Consider the following 17,781-nt stretch of genomic DNA (forward strand, 5'->3'; position numbering starts at 1 on the left):
CCTGCGTCAACCGGAATGCTGCGCATCCGATAGCTCGCAATAGAAACGGTGGCAGGATCGCCCGCTTCGTTTCGCGGCGTATAAAGCCAGATCGGCGGCATGAAGAATATCCTCGGCCTTGGGCACTTCGAATTGTGTCGAGAGTGCTGTACCAATACTTGCCGATATACGGCAGGTTGCCCCATCGAACTGCATCGGCTTGCACAGGCGTGAAATCAGGCGCCCTGCAATACCATCAAGCTTTGTACGATCGTTCATGCCCTTAAAAATCAAGACAAACTCATCACCCCCGACTCGGGCAACCGTGTCGTCGCTGCGTGTGACGTCCAGCATGATCTTTGCGGCTTGCTGCAGAACATAGTCCCCTGCAGCATGCCCCAATCGATCATTGACCGATTTGAAGAAATCCAGATCCAGATGCATCATTGCAAAACTCGATTTCGACGAAATCAAATGCCCCAGAATATGATCCATCGCACGTCGATTTTTCAGCCCGGTCAACGTGTCCGTATAGGCTTGTTCTTCTGCCGCCAGCATCGCACCTTGCAGACGCAAGTTCAGTGAGCGTGACGCTTCCATCGCGGCAGAATTTGCCTCGACCAGATACAACAATTCTATGGCCAGATCAGTGCCCGGGAAATCGGTGCTGGTCAGAGAATAGTCGCGTACCGCATCCAGTATCGAAATTCCAAACGACAGGTTGATGACCGCCCCGCTTCCGCCAGGAAACGGCGCAATCAGACCTTTGAACGCAGTCTGCGGCCGGTCTTGAAACCTGAGGTGTAGCTTTCGGTCCGGCACCATCATCAGCGCAGCTACTGTCGTGATTGAGCGAGGGCGCACCAGTTCAAAGACATCCAGAAAGCTTCGGCCGACCATAGGCCGATCCGGACGTAGCTTCTGCAGAGTTGGTCCAACCTGCCCGATCCGCCCCATGTCATCTACAAGGACGAACATCGGACATAAGGTGTCCAGCAACTGTCCAAGATCTGCGGTCTTGATCATGATTTACGTGCCCCAAGATCAAAGTGACGCCCTTCGGCAAACGCGCTTTCGATCAATGTGATAGAAATCAACTCAGCCCCGTTTTGGCACCCTTCATTGGACAGGATCACCAACGCCCCATAGTCATCCGCCATGGCTCGTAGTACACCTGTCATGACGCTGGAATACCCCGGCAAATCAGGAGTACAGTGCAGGTGATATTCCCCGGGCGAGTGTTCCTGCAGTTCCAAATCCGGCAATCTCAGATCGGACACAGCGAGGCGGACGCGATCCGACAGATCATCAAGCGAATGCAGAAACTCCAAATAGGTGACCCCGCCAAAACGCAATAGCCTGCGTAGATCTTCCATGTTCGAGTGTGAGACCAGATAAGTGCCCAAATCCTCAAGAAATTCGGATTTTGGGCGGTTCAAGTCAGCGCACAAAGCGTCGAGCACTCGGGTCGATATCTCCGCGTCATAGATCAACATCGCCTCGAACTCGTCAAATCCCAGCCCGGCCGTATGAGTCGCGCGCAACCAGCATTGACGCCCGTAGGTGGCGCAGACAAAGGATTGGATCGCCCTGTTGATCAGCCCGTGCATGAGTCGCCTCAGATTGAAAGACACTCTCAAGTGATCGCAGAAAACTTAACAAAAACCCAAAATCCGATACGGGATTATGAGAATCCGATCTAATCCCAAACTGAGGGGCGGATTGGGCAGCGATCAGAAATCGGTCGGCGCACCGCCTTCGGCCTTGCGGCGCTCAACAAACTCGGCCAGCTCCTCGCGGATCGCCTCATCCATCTTCGGGGCTTCGAAATTGTTCACGATCTCCTTGAACATCCGATGGGCACGTTCCGCAGTCCAGATACCACCAGCTGCTTCCCAGGCTTCGAAGTTTTTCCAGTCACTCAGGAACGGCTGATAAAATGCGGTGGTATAGCGATCTTGCGTATGTTGGATGCCAAAGAAATGCCCGTCGTTTCCAACAGACCGGATCGCTTCAAGGGCGATGTCATCCGGGCCCGTTGCTGTCAGTTCCGGCTGCATATACCGCTGAATCTGCTGCAGGATTTCGCAATCCATGATGAATTTCTCGGGGCTTGCGATAAGGCCTCCTTCAAGCCAGCCTGCCGCATGATATACCATGTTGGTGCCTGACTGCACCGCCGCCCAAAGGGAATTCGAGGTTTCCCAAACCGACTGCCCATCGGGCACATTTGCCGCGCAAACGCCCGAGGACCGCATAGGCAAGCCATAATACCGTGCCATCTGCCCAGTCATCTGGGTCGAGCGCATGTATTCCGGTGTCCCGAATGCAGGCGCACCGGATTTCATATCGACATTCGAAGTAAAGGTCCCGATCACGCATGGAATACCCGGGCGAACATACTGAAACAACGCAATCGCGCACAGCGCTTCGGCAAGCGATTGTGCCACTGCGCCAGCCATCGTTACAGGGGCCATCGCCCCGGCCAGAGTGAAAGGCGTCACGACAATTGCCTGCCCACGCCGCGCAAGCCGCAGGCAGCCATCGATCATTGGATGGTCGTGTTTCAACGGTGAGGTCGAGTTGATGTTAGTGTACATGCGGGGCGTGGCCTCGAATTCCTCGTGGCTCAGGCCACCCGCGATACGCACCATCTCCATCACGTCTTCGACGCGCTCTTTCCCCAGCGAATAGGCATGCATTGCCTTGTCGGTCAGGGTCAGCTTGTCATAAAGCACATCAAGGTGCCGTATGCTGGCGTGGATATCGACCGGCTCAACCGGATATCCACCTGCAAAGTGGATACAGTTGAAGTATTGCGTCAGCTTCAGCAGGTCCTGACACATCCGCCGGGTGCCGGGCACTTTTTTTCCGATTTCCATGTCCCAATAATTTGGTGGGGATGAAACATTGCCGAACAGAATGGTCCTGCCACCAATCTCGATCTGATGCTCCGGGTTGCGCGGCGTGATGGTAAATTTGCTGGGCGCCTTGCCCACCATTTCCATCACGAAATCCCGGTCCATACGGACGTTGTCGCCGGAAATTGTACAGCCCGCCTTGCGCAGGATCCCGATGGCTTCTTGATTGTAGAACTCGATGCCGATCTCTTCGAGAATCCGCATGGCACCTTCGTGAACCGCTTCGATTCCCTCGGGTCCCAACGGCTCGATTGGCTTGTCGATGTTTGTGGGCGGGTTCCAGGGCATCTGCTCGATCACCGCCGCGCCGCGCCTCGCGGCTGCGCCCGCGCGTCCACCACCGCGACGTTTGCGTGTCTTGCTCTCAGCCATCACCATCCTCCGCGCTTTCACTCCTATGAAAGCCCCGAAGATTCAGTATCGCCGTTCTGTCTGCGACAAGAGTTGTCGGTTTTATTATCCAACCCGGCGATTTGGAACCGAGGTTATTCGGTTTTCGACAACCAGCCGGGAATGTGCCCGATGTTGGGCAAGACGACATCCGCCAGCGGTTCGAGTGTTTTGGCCGTCGCCATGCCGGTCAGAACCCCGATGGTGACCATCCCTGCGGCGCGTCCCGCCTCTAGATCGTGAAGACTGTCACCAACCATCGCAACACGAGATGGCGCGACCTCGACATGCTGAGCAAAGGCCAATAGCTGCCCCGGACCTGGCTTGTAACCATGTCCGCTGTCATATCCGGCTACAAAATCAAAATGGTCCCGCACACCAACGGACTGCAGGTGCCGCAGGGCCGGCATTTCAGCATCGTTCGTCGCAACGCCCAGTTTCAGCCCGGCGCGCCGCAGCTCGGCAAGGAATGGTGCCAAGGGAACGGCTTGGATCTGCTCTGCGTTCGCTGACGCCCGGTTGAGTGTTTCGATCAGGTGCCCCAGAGATACCTCAGGCAAATGCGGTGTCAGGGCTGCAGCAACTTCATCGACCGTTCCGGCGATGACTACGCTATTCGGGTCGTAGCTCTCTTGTTCAAAATCAAATCCGATGGCCTTCCCCAACTCTGTCGCGCGCTGCACATCTCCATCAGAGAGCTGCAGCATCGCGATACGCCCGAACGCACCCCAAGTGGCTGCAAAATCAAAAAGAGTACCGTCCTTGTCGAACACGAGGGCGTCGATTGCCATGAAACAAATTTCCTTTGGGTTAGGTCCAGTGCATATCCGAAATTCCGGACAACGCGGCACGGGCTTGACCCGGCTCTTCGTAGGGCACGGAATTGGCGTCACAAAAAGCGATCACCCATGAATCGTCAAGCAGCAGAAAGTCCAACACAGACCCAAGAAATTCAGCCTCACCCGCACGGTCGCGCAAATCTTGTTCCGAGGCACCTGTCGCCCCCAGGAAAACGGGCAGCAACTCATCATTTCCCACCAGCCAGCCCAGCACATTCAGGGCCAGAGTTTCAGCGGAATTGGCGGAGATCGGCATAAACTGGCCTCGGACACTGTGTTGGAAAGGGTTTGTTAACCAGACTCATAAACACTTTAGCAACGCATGCAATCAAACGGTGAATGGCTATGTCTGTACAAGGCACCATACTCGTCCTCGACGGTGTTTCGACCAATCGCATAATGCTCAAGGTTCAGTTGACGGCCGCCTGGTACCATGTCGTGCAGGGAGAGAAACTGGCCGGGCTTGGTGCATTGCTGCGGCGGACACGGCCTGATCTGGTTCTTACAGCGCAAACTCTGCCCGACGGAAGCGCTGCGGATGTTAAGAAAGTGATGGCGGCAGATCCTGCTCTGATCGATGTGCCGATTGTTGCGATTGCACCGCAAAACGACAAAGCAGCGCGTTTGAAGGCACTGTCTGACGGGCTGGATGATGTGCTTGGCTATCCGTTCAAGGATACACTTCTATTGGCCCGCGTGCGCAGCTTGTTACGTACGCGCGCCGAACGGCAGGAATTAAACATCGAAGGTTCGGCCCAAACCATTGGCTTTGGCGAGGCGCCACAGGTGCTGATCGCCCCGCCATCGATGGCAGAGATCGCGATCCTGACGCAAACAGTTCGAACCAGCGCGTTGTGGAGTAATGCTCTGACCCATCAAACCCGGCATCGTGTGACCGGCCATACTATGCCTGATCTCAAAGGCATCCTGTCCGGAACGATCCCGGACGCGATTATTGTTGAGCTTGCACCGAATAGCTCGGGGCGGAACCTACTGGCAGATCTTCGGTCGCGCGGTGCGACACGAAATACGGTGCTGATCGGTGTGTTGCCGGATGATAATCCCGCACTTGCGGCCGAGGCGCTGGACCGAGGCGCTGATGCGGTCTGCATGGGCGGGTTTCAGACAGATGAGATATGCTTGCGGCTTGAAACTCTGATCGCCCGCAAGACCCGAGACGACAGATTGCGAGCGACATTGCGCAGGGATTTGGCCGAATCCCTGATCGATCCGCTGACCGGACTGTTCAATCGCCGCTATGCGATGCGCGCGCTGGACCAGATCGCGCTTCAGGCCCCAGAAACGGAACACGGATTCGCTGTGATGCTGGCCGATCTGGACCACTTCAAGGCAATCAATGACCGTTACGGTCACGCTGCGGGGGATTTAGTTCTGACCGAAACCGCGAAAAGGCTGCGAGTCGTGATAGGAAAAACCGGTTTTGTCGCACGTATCGGCGGCGAAGAGTTCATGATCGGGCTACCGAATACCTCAACCGACCAAGCGCTGAAGCAAGCGAAACAGATTTGTGAAACAATTTGCGAAAAACCTTTTCAGCTGCCGGATCGTCCGGCCCCAGTACCCGTAACGATCAGCGTGGGGGTGAAATTATGTACCCCGCCCGAACTCTCTCATCCAGGCGAAACAGACCCGGTTGGTCGATTGATCAGCTCGGCGGACAAAGCACTTTATGCCGCCAAAAAAGCGGGCCGCAACCAGGTACAGATTCGGCAAAGCGCAGCGTGACTAGTCAGTCCCGTTTTTTGTGTTTACGCGGGCCGCGTTTAACCACGTCCTCCAGCCGGTCCGCGTAAGCGGCACGTTGGTCATCATTCATGGCCGAGATCTGGGCCAGCCATTGCTGATGAAGCGCAGTCTGCAGATCAGCAGTTGCCTTCGACTGCTGTGCCAAAAGACTCGCAACCGCTGCGGGATCGAAAGGCACGGCCCTCAGCACTTGACTGAGAGCAGTAAAATCCTGCTTGCGACGATGTGATCCTTTTCCGCGCAGGTCCGACAACTCACCCCTCAGAGCCTTTCGATCCGACTTTGGCAGCGCATAATACAGCGCCGGGCCAAATCCCGGAGGCGCATCGGCATGAGCGCTTCCTTTAAAGCGCAATGCCGCACCCAAAATGACTCCGACAATCAGCAGATTCAAAGCAAGAGAGACAACCAGCAATATCGGCATCCATTTGCGTTTGGGTGCGGGATGATCGCTCATTCTGCGTCCTCCAGATAGTTTTCGTCTAAATTCAGATCGGCCATCAGATAGGTCGTCTCTTGTGAGATGAAATAATCAACAGGGTCCGGCAAGAAGGCCGGAGCGGAGAACCCGATCCAGACGCCAGCTGCGCTTGCGGCCACAAGACCGCTCAACCCTTGCCACCCCCCGATAACGCCTATCTTTTGCCGCCATGTCCGCCGCTGCGGTCTTGCAGTCCGGGCCAGACGTATGGCTTCGGCATCCGTTTCGATGCGAACCGCAAGATCGTCAGGAAACGTATCCCGCGCCGCACGCGCCCGTGCAAACAGATGGTCGAGTTCGTTATCTTGATCAGCCATGTTCGTACCCCAGTTCATCCCGACGCCCCGCCAGTATCGCGGTCAGAGATCGTTTGCCACGCGCGGTCAGGCTTTCAACCGCCTCGACCGAAATATCCATGATCCCCGCGATTTCGGGATTGGACAATTCTTCGATGTGCCGCAGAACCACAGCCTGCCGCTGCCGGTCCGGCAAATGCTCCAATGCAGCCTGCAACGCGTCCTTGCGGGCACTCTCCTGCATCTGGTCGACCACACTGGCAGTCTCATCTTCGGGTTCGGCCACATTGTCCAACGCTTGAGGCCGCTTTTTCCGGCGCAAGTCCACACATAGATTCAGTGTTACGCGATAGAGCCAGGTCGATAACTGCGCCTGCCCCGGCACCCAGTCAGGTGCCATCTTCCAAAGGCGCATCATCGCTTCTTGCGTCACGTCCTCTGCTTCTGCTGGGTTTCCCAGCATTCGCAAAGCCACGGAATAACTTCGCGGCCCCAACCGCCCGGTCAGCAGGCGGGCCGCCGTAGCATCGCCATCAGAAAACCGGCCCAGCAACTCTTCGTCGCTGGGCTCGGGCATGGCAGGTGTTCCGCCATGCTCGATGTCGGGATAAGAGGTCAGATCCTCCATCCCGTATCAGTTGTTGTCGGTGTCCGACTTCTGATGCCGCTTGTGTTTCCGGCCCATTTTATCTTTTGCATCCGCGTATTCCTGTTCTGAGATCGAACCGTTGCCGTCGGCATCGATGCGCTCGAACATCTTGGAGGCGCGGCGCGGTTTCGGCAATTCATCTTCGCTAAGGAAACCATCCGCATTTGCGTCGTGCTTTTCGAACATCTTGGTAACACGCTCGTTGGCCTTGGTCTGCGCCGCAGCCTGCATTTCTTCGACGCTCAGTTGGCCGTCGCCATCCGTATCGGCAGCGGTGAATTTCTGGTTGCGATGTGTCTCGATCTCGGCCTGAGTCACCTGCCCGTCCCCGTCGGCATCCAGTTCCTGAAATGTCGCACGCGGGCCCTTGGCCAAAGCGGAAGTGCCGGTCACAGTAACTGCAGCTACGACGATTGCCGAAATGAAGCTTTTGGTTTTCATTACATAGTTCCCTGAATTTGGCGGCCATTTGCCGCTGTTGATACCTATTCAAACGCGGCTTGGGCGGGTTTCCGTCGCTTCCGGCACAACTTTTTTTGGTTTATTTGAAACGCCAATAGAAAATGATACGCTAAGCAGCAGCGCCACAAAGCGACGCACCCCCCTTTTCCGTTGGGTCTGATCCTGCCTAAATGCCTTCAGGAAAGATGCGCGAGATACATATGATTGACCAAACTATTGACAGTTCGCTCGAAGAAGACCGCCCAACAAAACCCGCATTGATCCGAGGGTTCCGGTGCAAATGCCCGAATTGCGGTGAGGGTGCGCTGTTGCACAGCTATCTCAAGGTGAATCACACCTGTTCGGAATGCGGGCAGGAATTGTTCCATCATCGCGCTGATGACGGCCCGGCCTACCTGACGATCCTGCTGGTGGGGCACCTTCTGGCACCCGCCCTTCATGTCTCTTACGTGCAGTGGCGTCCCGATCCATGGACCATGGCGATTGCATTCTCGATCGGCTGCGTCGCGCTATCCCTGTTCCTTCTGCCCCGTCTCAAAGGGGCCGTTGTCGCCTATCAATGGGCGCGGCGGATGCACGGGTTTGGCAAGGCCGGATGACGACGGATAAAACCGCAATCCGGGATGCTGCTACCGTAATCGTATTGCGTGATCGGTTCAGAGACCCGTCGATCCTGATGGGCCAACGCGGCGCCAAGGCTGCGTTCATGCCGAACAAATTCGTATTCCCGGGCGGCGCGGTTGATGCTTCCGATGCAGGCATCCCGCTCAGTACGCCATTGCCCGATCTATGCACCGATCGCCTGTCACAACAATCAGCGCCAAACTTGCAGACCTCTCTGGCTGTCGCGGCGATCCGAGAGTTGTGGGAAGAAACCGGGCTTGTTCTGGGGCAACAAGGGGATTGGCAAGGCGCGATCCCGGCCGATTGGCAAAGCTTTGCGGCGATGGGCTACCTGCCGTCTGCAGAAGCACTGCAATTTGTCTTTCGCGCAGTCACACCGCCGGGGCGACCCCGCCGGTTCGACGCCAGGTTCTTTCTGGTCGATGCGGACGCGATTCAGGGGGATCTTGACGACTTCACGCATGCCTCGGACGAGCTATCGCATTTGCAATGGGTCAAGATCAGCCAAGCACGAGAGTTCGACCTGCCCTTCATCACCGAAGTTGTTCTGGCCGAAGTCGCTGCCCGTGCAGAGGACCCGAACCCGCCTGAAACCGTTCCCTTCTTTCTCAACAACGAAGAGGCCAGCCTTTTCCTGCAGCTTCGGGGCTATCCGATGCCCTATGCAGATTAACGCATTCGGCTAACAACCACTGTTACCTCGGGTTTCTTGCCGATCTCGGCCTGCGCGGTCTGACGTGCGATCCGGCGCAACCCTTCTTCCAGTTTGTCGTCATCACGCAGCGTCTTTGCGCCCGCACGCATCAGGAACTGGTTCAGGTCCTCTTCCAGCACCTCAATCAGCCCCGCGCGGGATGATCCCATTTCGGGCAGGCCCATCGTATCGCACCACGGCTCACCCAGCGGTTCGTCTTCTTCGTCCAATATCACCGTGATGGTGATATGGCCGTTCAGCGCCATGCGAATCCGGTCGCGCACCACGCCGTCCAAGGCGCCGATTTTGACTGTACCATCCAGATAGGTCCGGCCAGTCTCGATATAATCCGCCACTTTGGGCGCATTCCCAGTCAGATCCAGCATAGTGCCGTTAACAGCGAGAATCCCAGTACGTCCGCCCGTTTCGGCCAGTTTGGCATGCTCACGCAAGTGGCGGTGTTCGCCATGCATCGGGATGACCATCTGCGGATCGATCAGAGCGTGAACCTTCTCAAGATCAGGCCGGTTGGCGTGACCCGAGACGTGATACAGACCAGAGCTGTCATCGACTACATCCACTCCCTTCTCACTGAGCTGGTTCATGATGCGGATCACGCCACGTTCATTGCCGGGAATAGTCTTGGACGAGAACAGAAACAGATCGCCCTCTTTCGCTTCTAGTCCGCGATACTTACCGCGCGCCAGTTGGGCGCTGGCTGCGCGGCGTTCGCCTTGGCTGCCAGTCACAATCAACATCAGGTTCGCGCGTGGCACATCGACGGCCTCTTCGGCGCTGATAACCTTTGGAAAATCGGTCAGGATGCCGGTCTCGGTCGCCGCCTCGATCATACGCCGCATCGCACGACCCAGCAGTACGACCGAACGGCCGGCTTTCTGTCCCGCCTCTGCCAGCGTTTTCACGCGTGCCACGTTCGAGGCAAACGTGGTTGCGATGACCATGCCGCTGGCCTCTTGAACCAGACGGGTGATCTCGGGTCCGACTTCGGATTCCGAACGCCCGGGATGGCTTGAGAACACATTGGTACTGTCACAGACCAACGCTTTGACGCCGGGCTTTGCCACCTCGGCCCACAGATCGGGATCGAATGGTTCGCCCACGACCGGGTTGGAATCGAGCTTGAAATCCCCCGTATGCACCACGCGCCCGGAAGGCGAGTCGATAACGAGCCCTGCACTTTCAGGGATGGAATGCGAAACCGGCAGGAAACCAACGGTAAACGGGCCAGCCTTGATCTGGTCGGGCCATGGAGACGCAGTTTGCACCGCCTCGGTCGGGTGGCCGCGTTCTTCCATCTTGCGACGCGCGATATTGGCGGTAAAAGCGCGCGCGTAGACCGGCGCGCCCAAAGCCTCATAACAGTGGGCCACCGCCCCGACATGATCTTCGTGCGCGTGGGTGACAAAAACTGCTTCCAGCTGATCGGCACGCTCTTTAAGCCAGGTGATGTCTGCAAAGATCAGATCCACGCCGGGCGAGGTGTCCATGTCCGGGAAGGCAACGCCAAGATCCACAAGGATCAACCGCTCTTGCCCCGGCTTGCCGTAACCATAGACATAGGCATTCATGCCGATTTCGCCTGCACCGCCCAGCGGCAGATAGATCAGTCGTTCACTGCTCATGTTGAGCCATTTTCCTTGTTATAGCGATGTATCACGGTCAACCCGTGCATCGTCAGATCATCCTCGATAGCGTCAAAACCCACGTCAGCCTGATCAAACAGAGGCGCCAGGCCCCCGGTACCGACGACTTTCATCGCCATTCCGTATTCAGCTTTCACGCGCGAGATCAGCCCTTCAATCAGGCCGGAATATCCCCAATACACGCCGGACTGGATACAGCCAACCGTGTTTGTTCCAATCACTTTTTCGGGTCTCGTGATGTCGATATGCGGCAACGCCGCGGCACCTTGATGCAGTGCCTCAAGGCTCAGGTTCACGCCAGGGGCGATGATACCACCGACGTAGGCGCCGTCGGCTGCGACCACGTCGAAATTCGTGGCGGTCCCAAAGTCAACCACAACCACATTGCCGCCATGGCGGTCGAACGCCGCCGCCGCGTTGGCCAACCGGTCCGGACCGGGCACGGTGCCTTCGTCCACGCGCGGATTGACCGGCAGCAGGCAATCTGGCTTGCCAACAACAATCGGCCGGCATCCAAAAAAGCGATCAGCAAAGACCCGCAGGTTGAACACCACGCGTGGCACGGTTGAGGCGATGATCACATCCGAGATATCAGCTTCGATACCGTAGTGTTTCACCAAGGTTGAATACCAGGTGAAATAGGCATCCGCTGTGCGGGCATGGTGGGTTGAGGTGCGCAGAGTGCACAGGAACTTTTCGCCATCCCAGATCGAGAAAACGGTGTTGGTATTGCCGCAATCAATCGCCAGAAGCATCCCGCGCCCCTTTCAGAAGTACACATCCGCAGCCGGAATGCTGACCCGGCCCTTGGCGGTGTTTAGGACAAGGCTGCCACCCACGTCTACCGTTTCGAAGGTTCCAACCGTTTCGGACGTGGCTGTACGAGCGGTTATGACTTCGCCCAACCGCGCTGCTCGGGATAGCCAGGCGGTGCGGATCGGTTCGAACCCGTAGGTCATGAACTGGGTCTCATAATGCGCATAAGCTACCGCCAGTTCGGTCAGAAAATCCTCGGGGGTGGTGAGCGCGCCGGTTTCCGAGAGCAGAGAAACAGGTCGCACCGCTCCGGCTTCGACGCGATCAGTGCCCGGTGCCTCGGACAGGTTCACCCCAATACCTATCGCCAGATGTGACACCCCCCGGCCCTGCCCCGTGCTTTCTAGCAGGATACCCGCTAGTTTTCCGCCGTTGAGCAGCACGTCATTGGGCCATTTCAGTGCCAAACCTACTGCGCGCCCCGTTACCGCCACACAGGCATCATATAGGGCGAGCGCTGCGACAAAACTTCGAAGGGCCGCCTGTTCCGGATCACCCGGCGGGCGCATCAGCAAAGTCGCTGCCAGATTACCTTTTGGGTTGGCCCAAGCTCGCCCGCGCCGACCACGCGCGGCGGTCTGATGATGTGCCATGATCCAGACCGGACCGGTCGCTGTTGGCGCAAGCCGCACCGCCTCATTCAGAGTACTGTCGACTTCTTTCAGTATATGCAGGCCATATCCCTGCGGCCATTCGCTCATGTCAAAAAGGCCCGGTCGCGCGACCGAGCCTCGGTTGATCGAAACGCGGCAGTATCAGTTGACAAGCGTCGCCGCAGCAGCTGCAGCTGCCCCTTCCACACCGAACTGATAAAATACGCCAATCAACATCAGAGCCGCAGAGCCCATCAGCGCTGCCCACAAAACCGGGGTCGAGCGGATCTCGATCGGGTCTTCATTCTCCGCCCCGAAATACATGTAGAACACGATCCGCAGATAGTAGAACGCACCGATGACCGAGGCGATGGCCGAGACGATCACCAGCCCGAACAGGTCGGCATCGATACCCGCTTGCCAGACGCCGAACTTGGCGAAGAAGCCCAGCATCGGTGGCACGCCCGCCAGACTGAACATCAGGATCAGGACCGCCAGAGCTTTACCCGGATCGCGCTTCGAGAACTGACGTAGCGCATCAATATCAGTGACCGGTTTGCCATCACGCTCCATCATCAGGATGAATGCGAAGGTTCCGATATTCATCGTCACATAGATGGCCAGATACATTAGCATTGCCTTGATGCCCATCTCGGTCCCGGCGGCCAGTCCGATCAGAGCATATCCCATATGGGCAATCGACGAAAACGCCATCAGCCGCTTGATGTCCCGCTGCCCGATGGCCGCAACCGCGCCCAGCAGCATCGACAGGACCGAAAGCAGCACGATCACTTGCTGCCAATCCTTGATCACGCCTCCGAAGGCATCATGCATCAGGCGCGCGAACAGGGCCATCGCAGCCACTTTCGGAGCGGTAGCGAAGAACGCAGTAATCGGGGTCGGAGACCCTTCATACACATCCGGCGTCCACATATGGAACGGCACGGCCGAGACCTTAAACGCCAGACCCGAGATCATGAACACTAGGCCAAACAGGAGGCCAATCGAGACATCTCCATGATGCACCGTTTGGATGATGCCCGAGAACAGCGTGGTGCCGGTGAAGCCGTAAACCAGCGACGCACCATAGAGCAGCAAGCCAGAACTCAACGCGCCCAGCACGAAGTATTTCAGACCGGCTTCGGTGGATTTGGCACTGTCGCGCCGCAAGGCGGCCACGACGTAAAGCGACAGCGACTGCAGCTCAAGCCCCATATAAAGCGACATCAGATCGCCTGCGCTAACCATCATCATCATGCCGACAGCCGCAAGTGCGACCAGCAGAGGATATTCAAAGCGCAGCAGATCGCGGCGCGCCATATATTCCTGGCTCATCAGCAATACCGCAGCGGCAGACAGCAGAATCGCAACCTTTGCAAATCGGGCAAAGCCGTCATCCACAAACATGCCGTTGAAGGCCACGTTGGTACCTTCGCCATTCATCGCAATCCAGATTGCCAACACCGCCATCAGACCTGAAGTGGCCCAGACCAGTATGGGAGCCAGAGCATCCTTGGTGGTGTAGACAGCCCCGATCAGCGCCGCCATCGCATAAATTGCCAGAACAATTTCCGGCAGGATGATTGTCAGATCAGCCTGGATCATGTCTCCAAAGCCCCCTTAATGCGAAGCGGCTGTCTGGGTTGCGGCTTCAGCCGCGGCCAGAGCCGTGTCATAGTTCGAGATTAGCGCTGCGGTGGATTGCCCGATCACATCGGTCACCAGCGAGGGATAAACCCCAAGCAGAATGGTCATCACGATCAGCGGCGCGAAGATCAGCCGCTCGCGCGAACTCATGTCTGTGATGGCCTTGAGGCTTTCCTTGATCAGATCTCCAAAGACTACCCGGCGATAGAGCCACAGCGCATAGCCCGCTGAGAAGATCACACCGGTTGCAGCCACAGCCGTCACCCAGGTGTTGACCTGGAATGCGCCCATCAGGGTCAGGAATTCCCCGATGAAGCCTGATGTACCAGGCAAGCCAACATTGGCCATGGTGAACAGCATGAAGACCAGAGCGTAAGCCGGCATCCGGATGACCAAACCGCCATACGCCTCGATATCGCGGGTGTGCATCCGGTCATAGATCACGCCAACACACAGGAAGAGCGCTGCGGAAATGAACCCATGACTGAGCATCTGGAAGATCGCGCCATCAATGCCCTGCTGGTTCGCTGCAAAGATACCCATGGTCACAAAGCCCATATGCGCGACCGAGGAATAGGCGATCAGCTTCTTCATATCCTCCTGCACCAGCGCGACCAGAGAGGTGTAGACAACAGCAATCGCCGACATCCACAGCACCACATCGGTCATCACCGCAGACCCCACCGGGAACATCGGCAGGCTGAAGCGCAGGAAGCCATAGCCGCCCATCTTCAACAGGATCGCCGCCAGCACGACCGAACCTGCCGTCGGCGCCTGAACGTGCGCATCCGGCAGCCAGGTATGCACCGGCCACATCGGCATCTTCACCGCGAACGACGCGAAGAAGGCCAGGAACATCAGCGTCTGCATGCCGCCGACGATATAGATGCCCAGTACGCTAAACCCTTCGGACGAGAACTGATGGCTCATCAGCGCCTCGATATCCGTGGTGCCCGCATCCGCATACATCGCAACCATCGCCACCAGCATCAGCACCGAGCCGAGGAAGGTGTATAGGAAGAACTTGAAGCTGGCATAAATGCGGTCTTTGCCGCCCCAGATACCGATGATCAGGAACATCGGGATCAGGCCCGCCTCGAAGAACAGGTAGAACAGCACGAGATCCAGCGCCATGAACACGCCCAGCATCAGCGTTTCCAGCAGCAGGAATGCGATCATGTATTCCTTGACCCGGTCCGTGACCTGCCAGCTGGCCAGAATGGTCAGTGGCATGATGAAGGTGGTCAGCAGCACGAAAAGAACGCTGATACCATCGACACCCATCTTGTACTTCAGGCCCAGCAGCCACTCGCCCTCTTCCACCATCTGGAAGCCGGTGTTGGACGGATCAAAGCCGGTATAGATGCCGATTGAGACCAGAAAGGTCACGGTTGTGGCAACCAGCGCAACCCATTTGGCGTTGCGCTGCGCGGCTACGTCCTCGCCATGCAGAAACAGGGCCAGAATGCCTGCTGCGATGGCGGGGATGAAGGTGACAATAGATAGGATATTGTCCATTAGTTTGCGCCTCCGCCGATCGACATCCAGGTGACAAGAGCGGCGATGCCCAAAACCATCCAGAAGGCGTAAGTAAAGATGTAACCCGTCTGAGCTTTGCCTGCGAGGCGAGTAAAGAAGGGCACGACGCCCATCGAAACCCCGTTCAGGAAGCCATCAATCGTGTTGCCGTCACCGCGTTTCCACAGGAACCGACCTAGCGCAATGGTAGGTTTGACAAAGATCGCGTCGTAGATCTCGTCAAAGTACCACTTATTCTTGAGAAACAGGTACAGCGGCCGCTGGTTCGCCGCCAGACGAGCGGGCAGCGACGTGTTCACGATGTAGAACCAATAGGCGACGACAAAACCCAGCAGCATGGCAACAAAAGGCGATACTTTGACCCATTTCGGAGCCTCATGCGCATCGTTCAGGACATTATTGTCAGGTGCCATATACAGCGCGCCTTCGCCCGGCTCACCGCCAAAGCTGGCATGCTTTTTGTCCGCCTTGTAGTCACCCTCACCTTTATCAGCCTTCGCGTCGCCTTGGTCGTCATCTGCCTTGGCCTCACCATGAGATGCGTCTGCGGCAACTTCGCCATGACCGCCAGTCTCTTCCGCCAGCGGAATACCGTAGAACTTGGCCACTTTATCGGTGTAGCCGAAGAACTGATTGTACCACAGCATCCCCGAGAACACCGCGCCCAGAGACAGTACCCCCAGCGGGACCAGCATGACCATCGGACTTTCATGCGCGTGCTCATGCGTATGCTTGTCGCCACGCGGCTCGCCATAGAAGGTCAGGAATATCAGACGCCAGCTGTAGAATGAGGTGAACACCGCTGCGATTACCAACATCCAGAAGGCATAACCTGTGCCACCTACAAAGGCGCTTTCGATTATGGCATCCTTCGACAGGAACCCGGCGAAGCCAAACGTGGTCAGCGGGATGCCCACACCGGTAATGGCCAGCGTGCCGATCATCATCGCCCAGAACGTATAGGGGATTTTCTTCCGCAGACCGCCGTACTCGGTCATCTCTTGCTCATGATGCATCGCATGGATCACTGAACCGGCACCAAGGAACAGTAGCGCCTTGAAGAACGCGTGCGTCAGCAGATGGAACATCGCGGCTGAGTACATGCCAACGCCGGCGGCGACAAACATGTAACCCAATTGCGAACAGGTCGAATACGCAATGACCCGCTTGATATCGGTCTGCACCAAGCCCACGGTTGCTGCGAAAAACGCAGTCGAAGCGCCAAGGAAGGCTATGAACCCGGTGGCCCCCGGTGCGAACTCCATCAGCGGCGACATACGGCAGACCAGGAACACACCTGCGGTAACCATGGTCGCAGCGTGGATCAGCGCGGACACAGGGGTCGGACCTTCCATCGCATCCGGCAGCCAGGTGTGTAGTATCAACTGCGCCGATTTACCCATCGCGCCAATGAACAGCAGAACACAGATCACCTCGATCGCAGTCCACTCACCCCAGAGGAAGCTCAGTTTTTCCTCCGCCAATGCCGGGGCCGACGCGAATATGTCTGAGAAATTGATGCTGTCGGTCAGGAAGAACAGCGCGAAGATCCCCAGCGCAAAGCCGAAATCGCCCACTCGGTTCACGATGAACGCTTTCATCGCCGCTGCATTGGCGCTGGGCTTGCGATAATAAAACCCGATCAGCAGGTACGAGGCGACACCCACGCCTTCCCAGCCAAAGAACATCTGAACCAGATTGTCCGCCGTCACCAGCATCAGCATGGCGAAGGTGAAGAACGACAGATAGGCAAAGAAACGCGGCTTATAGCTTTCGCCTTCACGCCATTGCGGGTCGTGATCCATGTAGCCGAACGAATACAAGTGAACCAGCGCCGAAACGGTCGTCACCACGATCAGCATGATCGCCGTCAGACGGTCCAGACGAATGGCCCAGCTTGTCGACAGCGAACCACTTTCGATCCAGCGCATGATCTCGATCTGCTGGGTGTGGCCATCAAATGAAAGGAAGACGATCCAGCTGAGCAGGCAGGCCAGAAACAGCAGGCCCGTGGCAGTCCACATGGCGGCTTTCTCACCAATGAAGCGCCAGCCAAAACCGCAGATCAACGCACCCACGAGCGGGGCAAAGAGGATGGTGGTTTCCATATTCTCTTACCCCTTCATCATATTGACGTCTTCAACCGCGATGGTGCCACGGTTGCGGAAGAAGCAGACCAGAATGGCAAGACCAATCGCCGCCTCAGCCGCCGCAACTGTCAACACGAACAGCGTAAAGACCTGCCCGACCAGATCGCCGAGGAAACTAGAGAACGCCACGAGGTTGATATTCACCGCCAGCAGCATCAACTCGATGCTCATCAGCAGGATGATGACGTTCTTGCGGTTCAGGAAGAGACCGAAGATGCCGATGACGAATAGCGTCGCCGCGACCGTAAGATAGTGTTCAAGTCCGATCAT

19 protein-coding genes are annotated in these 17,781 nt (G+C 57.1%); 3 read left to right on the plus strand and 16 right to left on the minus strand.

All coding sequences use genetic code 11. The annotated features are described in order from the left end of the window. Nucleotides 1–6 precede the first annotated feature (6 nt). The 5 genes from ACR0KC_RS05915 to ACR0KC_RS05935 all read right to left on the minus strand — a co-directional run bounded on the left by ACR0KC_RS05915 (nt 7) and on the right by ACR0KC_RS05935 (nt 4,385). The gene (locus ACR0KC_RS05915; RefSeq protein ID WP_170403937.1) at nt 7–1,005 is read right to left on the minus strand and encodes a GGDEF domain-containing protein; all 999 of its coding nucleotides are present in this window, start codon (nt 1,003–1,005) and stop codon (nt 7–9) included. After that, complete coding sequence (locus ACR0KC_RS05920; RefSeq protein ID WP_170403939.1) at nt 1,002–1,589, minus strand: heme NO-binding domain-containing protein; 588 nt, start codon at nt 1,587–1,589, stop codon at nt 1,002–1,004. Before ACR0KC_RS05920 ends, ACR0KC_RS05915 begins: the two co-directional genes overlap by 4 nt. A 123-nt stretch (nt 1,590–1,712) precedes the next feature. Continuing rightward, the gene (locus ACR0KC_RS05925; RefSeq protein WP_170403942.1) at nt 1,713–3,272 is read right to left on the minus strand and encodes a trimethylamine methyltransferase family protein; all 1,560 of its coding nucleotides are present in this window, start codon (nt 3,270–3,272) and stop codon (nt 1,713–1,715) included. 113 nt (nt 3,273–3,385) lie between these two features. After that, on the minus strand, nt 3,386–4,081 hold the full coding sequence (locus tag ACR0KC_RS05930; protein ID WP_480705417.1) for an HAD family hydrolase: 696 nt from the start codon (nt 4,079–4,081) through the stop codon (nt 3,386–3,388). Nucleotides 4,082–4,100: 19 nt separating this feature from the next. Beyond that, entirely contained in the window at nt 4,101–4,385 is a 285-nt protein-coding gene (locus ACR0KC_RS05935; protein ID WP_170397013.1) for a DUF3572 domain-containing protein, read from the minus strand. Nucleotides 4,386–4,474: 89 nt separating this feature from the next. Between ACR0KC_RS05935 and ACR0KC_RS05940 the strand changes: the two genes are divergently transcribed. Next, nucleotides 4,475–5,875, plus strand: coding sequence for a diguanylate cyclase (locus ACR0KC_RS05940; RefSeq protein ID WP_480771598.1), 1,401 nt, complete (start codon nt 4,475–4,477; stop codon nt 5,873–5,875). Nucleotides 5,876–5,879: 4 nt separating this feature from the next. Here ACR0KC_RS05940 and ACR0KC_RS05945 read toward each other — a convergent pair whose 3' ends face one another. From ACR0KC_RS05945 to ACR0KC_RS05960, 4 genes are read right to left on the minus strand one after another with little or no spacing between them, the layout of a single operon-like run. After that, nucleotides 5,880–6,353, minus strand: a complete 474-nt coding sequence (locus tag ACR0KC_RS05945) for a periplasmic heavy metal sensor (protein ID WP_170397015.1) — start codon at nt 6,351–6,353, stop codon at nt 5,880–5,882. After that, nucleotides 6,350–6,694, minus strand: coding sequence for a hypothetical protein (locus tag ACR0KC_RS05950; protein WP_170397018.1), 345 nt, complete (start codon nt 6,692–6,694; stop codon nt 6,350–6,352). Before ACR0KC_RS05950 ends, ACR0KC_RS05945 begins: the two co-directional genes overlap by 4 nt. Further along, nucleotides 6,687–7,301 carry an RNA polymerase sigma factor gene (locus tag ACR0KC_RS05955; protein WP_170403958.1) on the minus strand — a complete coding sequence of 205 codons (615 nt, stop codon included), beginning with the start codon at nt 7,299–7,301 and terminating at the stop codon, nt 6,687–6,689. The genes ACR0KC_RS05950 and ACR0KC_RS05955 overlap by 8 nt, the downstream gene beginning before the upstream one ends. Nucleotides 7,302–7,307: 6 nt before the next feature. After that, on the minus strand, nt 7,308–7,763 hold the full coding sequence (locus ACR0KC_RS05960) for an EF-hand domain-containing protein (protein ID WP_170403961.1): 456 nt from the start codon (nt 7,761–7,763) through the stop codon (nt 7,308–7,310). A 221-nt stretch (nt 7,764–7,984) separates the two neighbouring features. Between ACR0KC_RS05960 and ACR0KC_RS05965 the strand changes: the two genes are divergently transcribed. Continuing rightward, entirely contained in the window at nt 7,985–8,383 is a 399-nt protein-coding gene (locus tag ACR0KC_RS05965; RefSeq protein ID WP_480705424.1) for a DUF983 domain-containing protein, read from the plus strand. Further along, nucleotides 8,380–9,081 (plus strand): NUDIX hydrolase, encoded by a 702-nt coding sequence (locus ACR0KC_RS05970; RefSeq protein WP_480705426.1) that lies wholly within the window; start codon nt 8,380–8,382, stop codon nt 9,079–9,081. Before ACR0KC_RS05965 ends, ACR0KC_RS05970 begins: the two co-directional genes overlap by 4 nt. Here ACR0KC_RS05970 and ACR0KC_RS05975 read toward each other — a convergent pair. From ACR0KC_RS05975 to nuoK, 7 genes are read right to left on the minus strand one after another with little or no spacing between them, the layout of a single operon-like run. Beyond that, nucleotides 9,078–10,745: a ribonuclease J gene (locus ACR0KC_RS05975; protein WP_480771599.1), complete on the minus strand. Its 1,668-nt coding sequence runs from the start codon at nt 10,743–10,745 to the stop codon at nt 9,078–9,080. The two genes, ACR0KC_RS05970 and ACR0KC_RS05975, sit on opposite strands and share 4 nt — an antisense overlap. Further along, nucleotides 10,742–11,521, minus strand: coding sequence for a type III pantothenate kinase (locus tag ACR0KC_RS05980; protein ID WP_170397028.1), 780 nt, complete (start codon nt 11,519–11,521; stop codon nt 10,742–10,744). Before ACR0KC_RS05980 ends, ACR0KC_RS05975 begins: the two co-directional genes overlap by 4 nt. 12 nt (nt 11,522–11,533) lie before the next feature. Next, nucleotides 11,534–12,283 carry a biotin--[acetyl-CoA-carboxylase] ligase gene (locus tag ACR0KC_RS05985; RefSeq protein WP_170397030.1) on the minus strand — a complete coding sequence of 250 codons (750 nt, stop codon included), beginning with the start codon at nt 12,281–12,283 and terminating at the stop codon, nt 11,534–11,536. A 54-nt stretch (nt 12,284–12,337) separates the two neighbouring features. After that, the gene (gene nuoN, locus ACR0KC_RS05990) at nt 12,338–13,780 is read right to left on the minus strand and encodes an NADH-quinone oxidoreductase subunit NuoN (protein ID WP_480705430.1); all 1,443 of its coding nucleotides are present in this window, start codon (nt 13,778–13,780) and stop codon (nt 12,338–12,340) included. A gap of 15 nt (nt 13,781–13,795) precedes the next feature. Next, the gene (locus ACR0KC_RS05995; RefSeq protein WP_170403976.1) at nt 13,796–15,340 is read right to left on the minus strand and encodes an NADH-quinone oxidoreductase subunit M; all 1,545 of its coding nucleotides are present in this window, start codon (nt 15,338–15,340) and stop codon (nt 13,796–13,798) included. Continuing rightward, nucleotides 15,340–17,469, minus strand: coding sequence for an NADH-quinone oxidoreductase subunit L (gene nuoL, locus ACR0KC_RS06000; protein ID WP_480705432.1), 2,130 nt, complete (start codon nt 17,467–17,469; stop codon nt 15,340–15,342). Before nuoL ends, ACR0KC_RS05995 begins: the two co-directional genes overlap by 1 nt. 6 nt (nt 17,470–17,475) lie before the next feature. Then, on the minus strand, nt 17,476–17,781 hold the full coding sequence (gene nuoK / locus ACR0KC_RS06005; protein WP_005984024.1) for an NADH-quinone oxidoreductase subunit NuoK: 306 nt from the start codon (nt 17,779–17,781) through the stop codon (nt 17,476–17,478).

The organism is Ruegeria sp. CF3, assembly GCF_056537365.1.

Bases quoted from the DNA above. Each gene is read 5' to 3' on its own strand.
- ACR0KC_RS05975 (WP_480771599.1), bottom strand. From the start codon at position 10,745: ATGAGCAGTGAACGACTGATCTATCTGCCGCTGGGCGGTGCAGGCGAA.
- ACR0KC_RS05915 (WP_170403937.1), bottom strand. From the start codon at position 1,005: ATGATCAAGACCGCAGATCTTGGACAGTTGCTGGACACCTTATGTCCG.
- ACR0KC_RS05970 (WP_480705426.1), top strand. From the start codon at position 8,380: ATGACGACGGATAAAACCGCAATCCGGGATGCTGCTACCGTAATCGTA.
- nuoL (WP_480705432.1), bottom strand. From the start codon at position 17,469: ATGGAAACCACCATCCTCTTTGCCCCGCTCGTGGGTGCGTTGATCTGC.
- ACR0KC_RS05980 (WP_170397028.1), bottom strand. From the start codon at position 11,521: ATGCTTCTGGCGATTGATTGCGGCAATACCAACACCGTTTTCTCGATC.
- ACR0KC_RS05985 (WP_170397030.1), bottom strand. From the start codon at position 12,283: ATGAGCGAATGGCCGCAGGGATATGGCCTGCATATACTGAAAGAAGTC.
- ACR0KC_RS05950 (WP_170397018.1), bottom strand. From the start codon at position 6,694: ATGGCTGATCAAGATAACGAACTCGACCATCTGTTTGCACGGGCGCGT.
- ACR0KC_RS05930 (WP_480705417.1), bottom strand. From the start codon at position 4,081: ATGGCAATCGACGCCCTCGTGTTCGACAAGGACGGTACTCTTTTTGAT.
- ACR0KC_RS05955 (WP_170403958.1), bottom strand. From the start codon at position 7,301: ATGGAGGATCTGACCTCTTATCCCGACATCGAGCATGGCGGAACACCT.
- ACR0KC_RS05995 (WP_170403976.1), bottom strand. From the start codon at position 15,340: ATGGACAATATCCTATCTATTGTCACCTTCATCCCCGCCATCGCAGCA.
- ACR0KC_RS05940 (WP_480771598.1), top strand. From the start codon at position 4,475: ATGTCTGTACAAGGCACCATACTCGTCCTCGACGGTGTTTCGACCAAT.
- nuoK (WP_005984024.1), bottom strand. From the start codon at position 17,781: ATGATCGGACTTGAACACTATCTTACGGTCGCGGCGACGCTATTCGTC.
- ACR0KC_RS05965 (WP_480705424.1), top strand. From the start codon at position 7,985: ATGATTGACCAAACTATTGACAGTTCGCTCGAAGAAGACCGCCCAACA.
- ACR0KC_RS05960 (WP_170403961.1), bottom strand. From the start codon at position 7,763: ATGAAAACCAAAAGCTTCATTTCGGCAATCGTCGTAGCTGCAGTTACT.
- nuoN (WP_480705430.1), bottom strand. From the start codon at position 13,780: ATGATCCAGGCTGATCTGACAATCATCCTGCCGGAAATTGTTCTGGCA.
- ACR0KC_RS05925 (WP_170403942.1), bottom strand. From the start codon at position 3,272: ATGGCTGAGAGCAAGACACGCAAACGTCGCGGTGGTGGACGCGCGGGC.
- ACR0KC_RS05920 (WP_170403939.1), bottom strand. From the start codon at position 1,589: ATGCACGGGCTGATCAACAGGGCGATCCAATCCTTTGTCTGCGCCACC.
- ACR0KC_RS05945 (WP_170397015.1), bottom strand. From the start codon at position 6,353: ATGAGCGATCATCCCGCACCCAAACGCAAATGGATGCCGATATTGCTG.
- ACR0KC_RS05935 (WP_170397013.1), bottom strand. From the start codon at position 4,385: ATGCCGATCTCCGCCAATTCCGCTGAAACTCTGGCCCTGAATGTGCTG.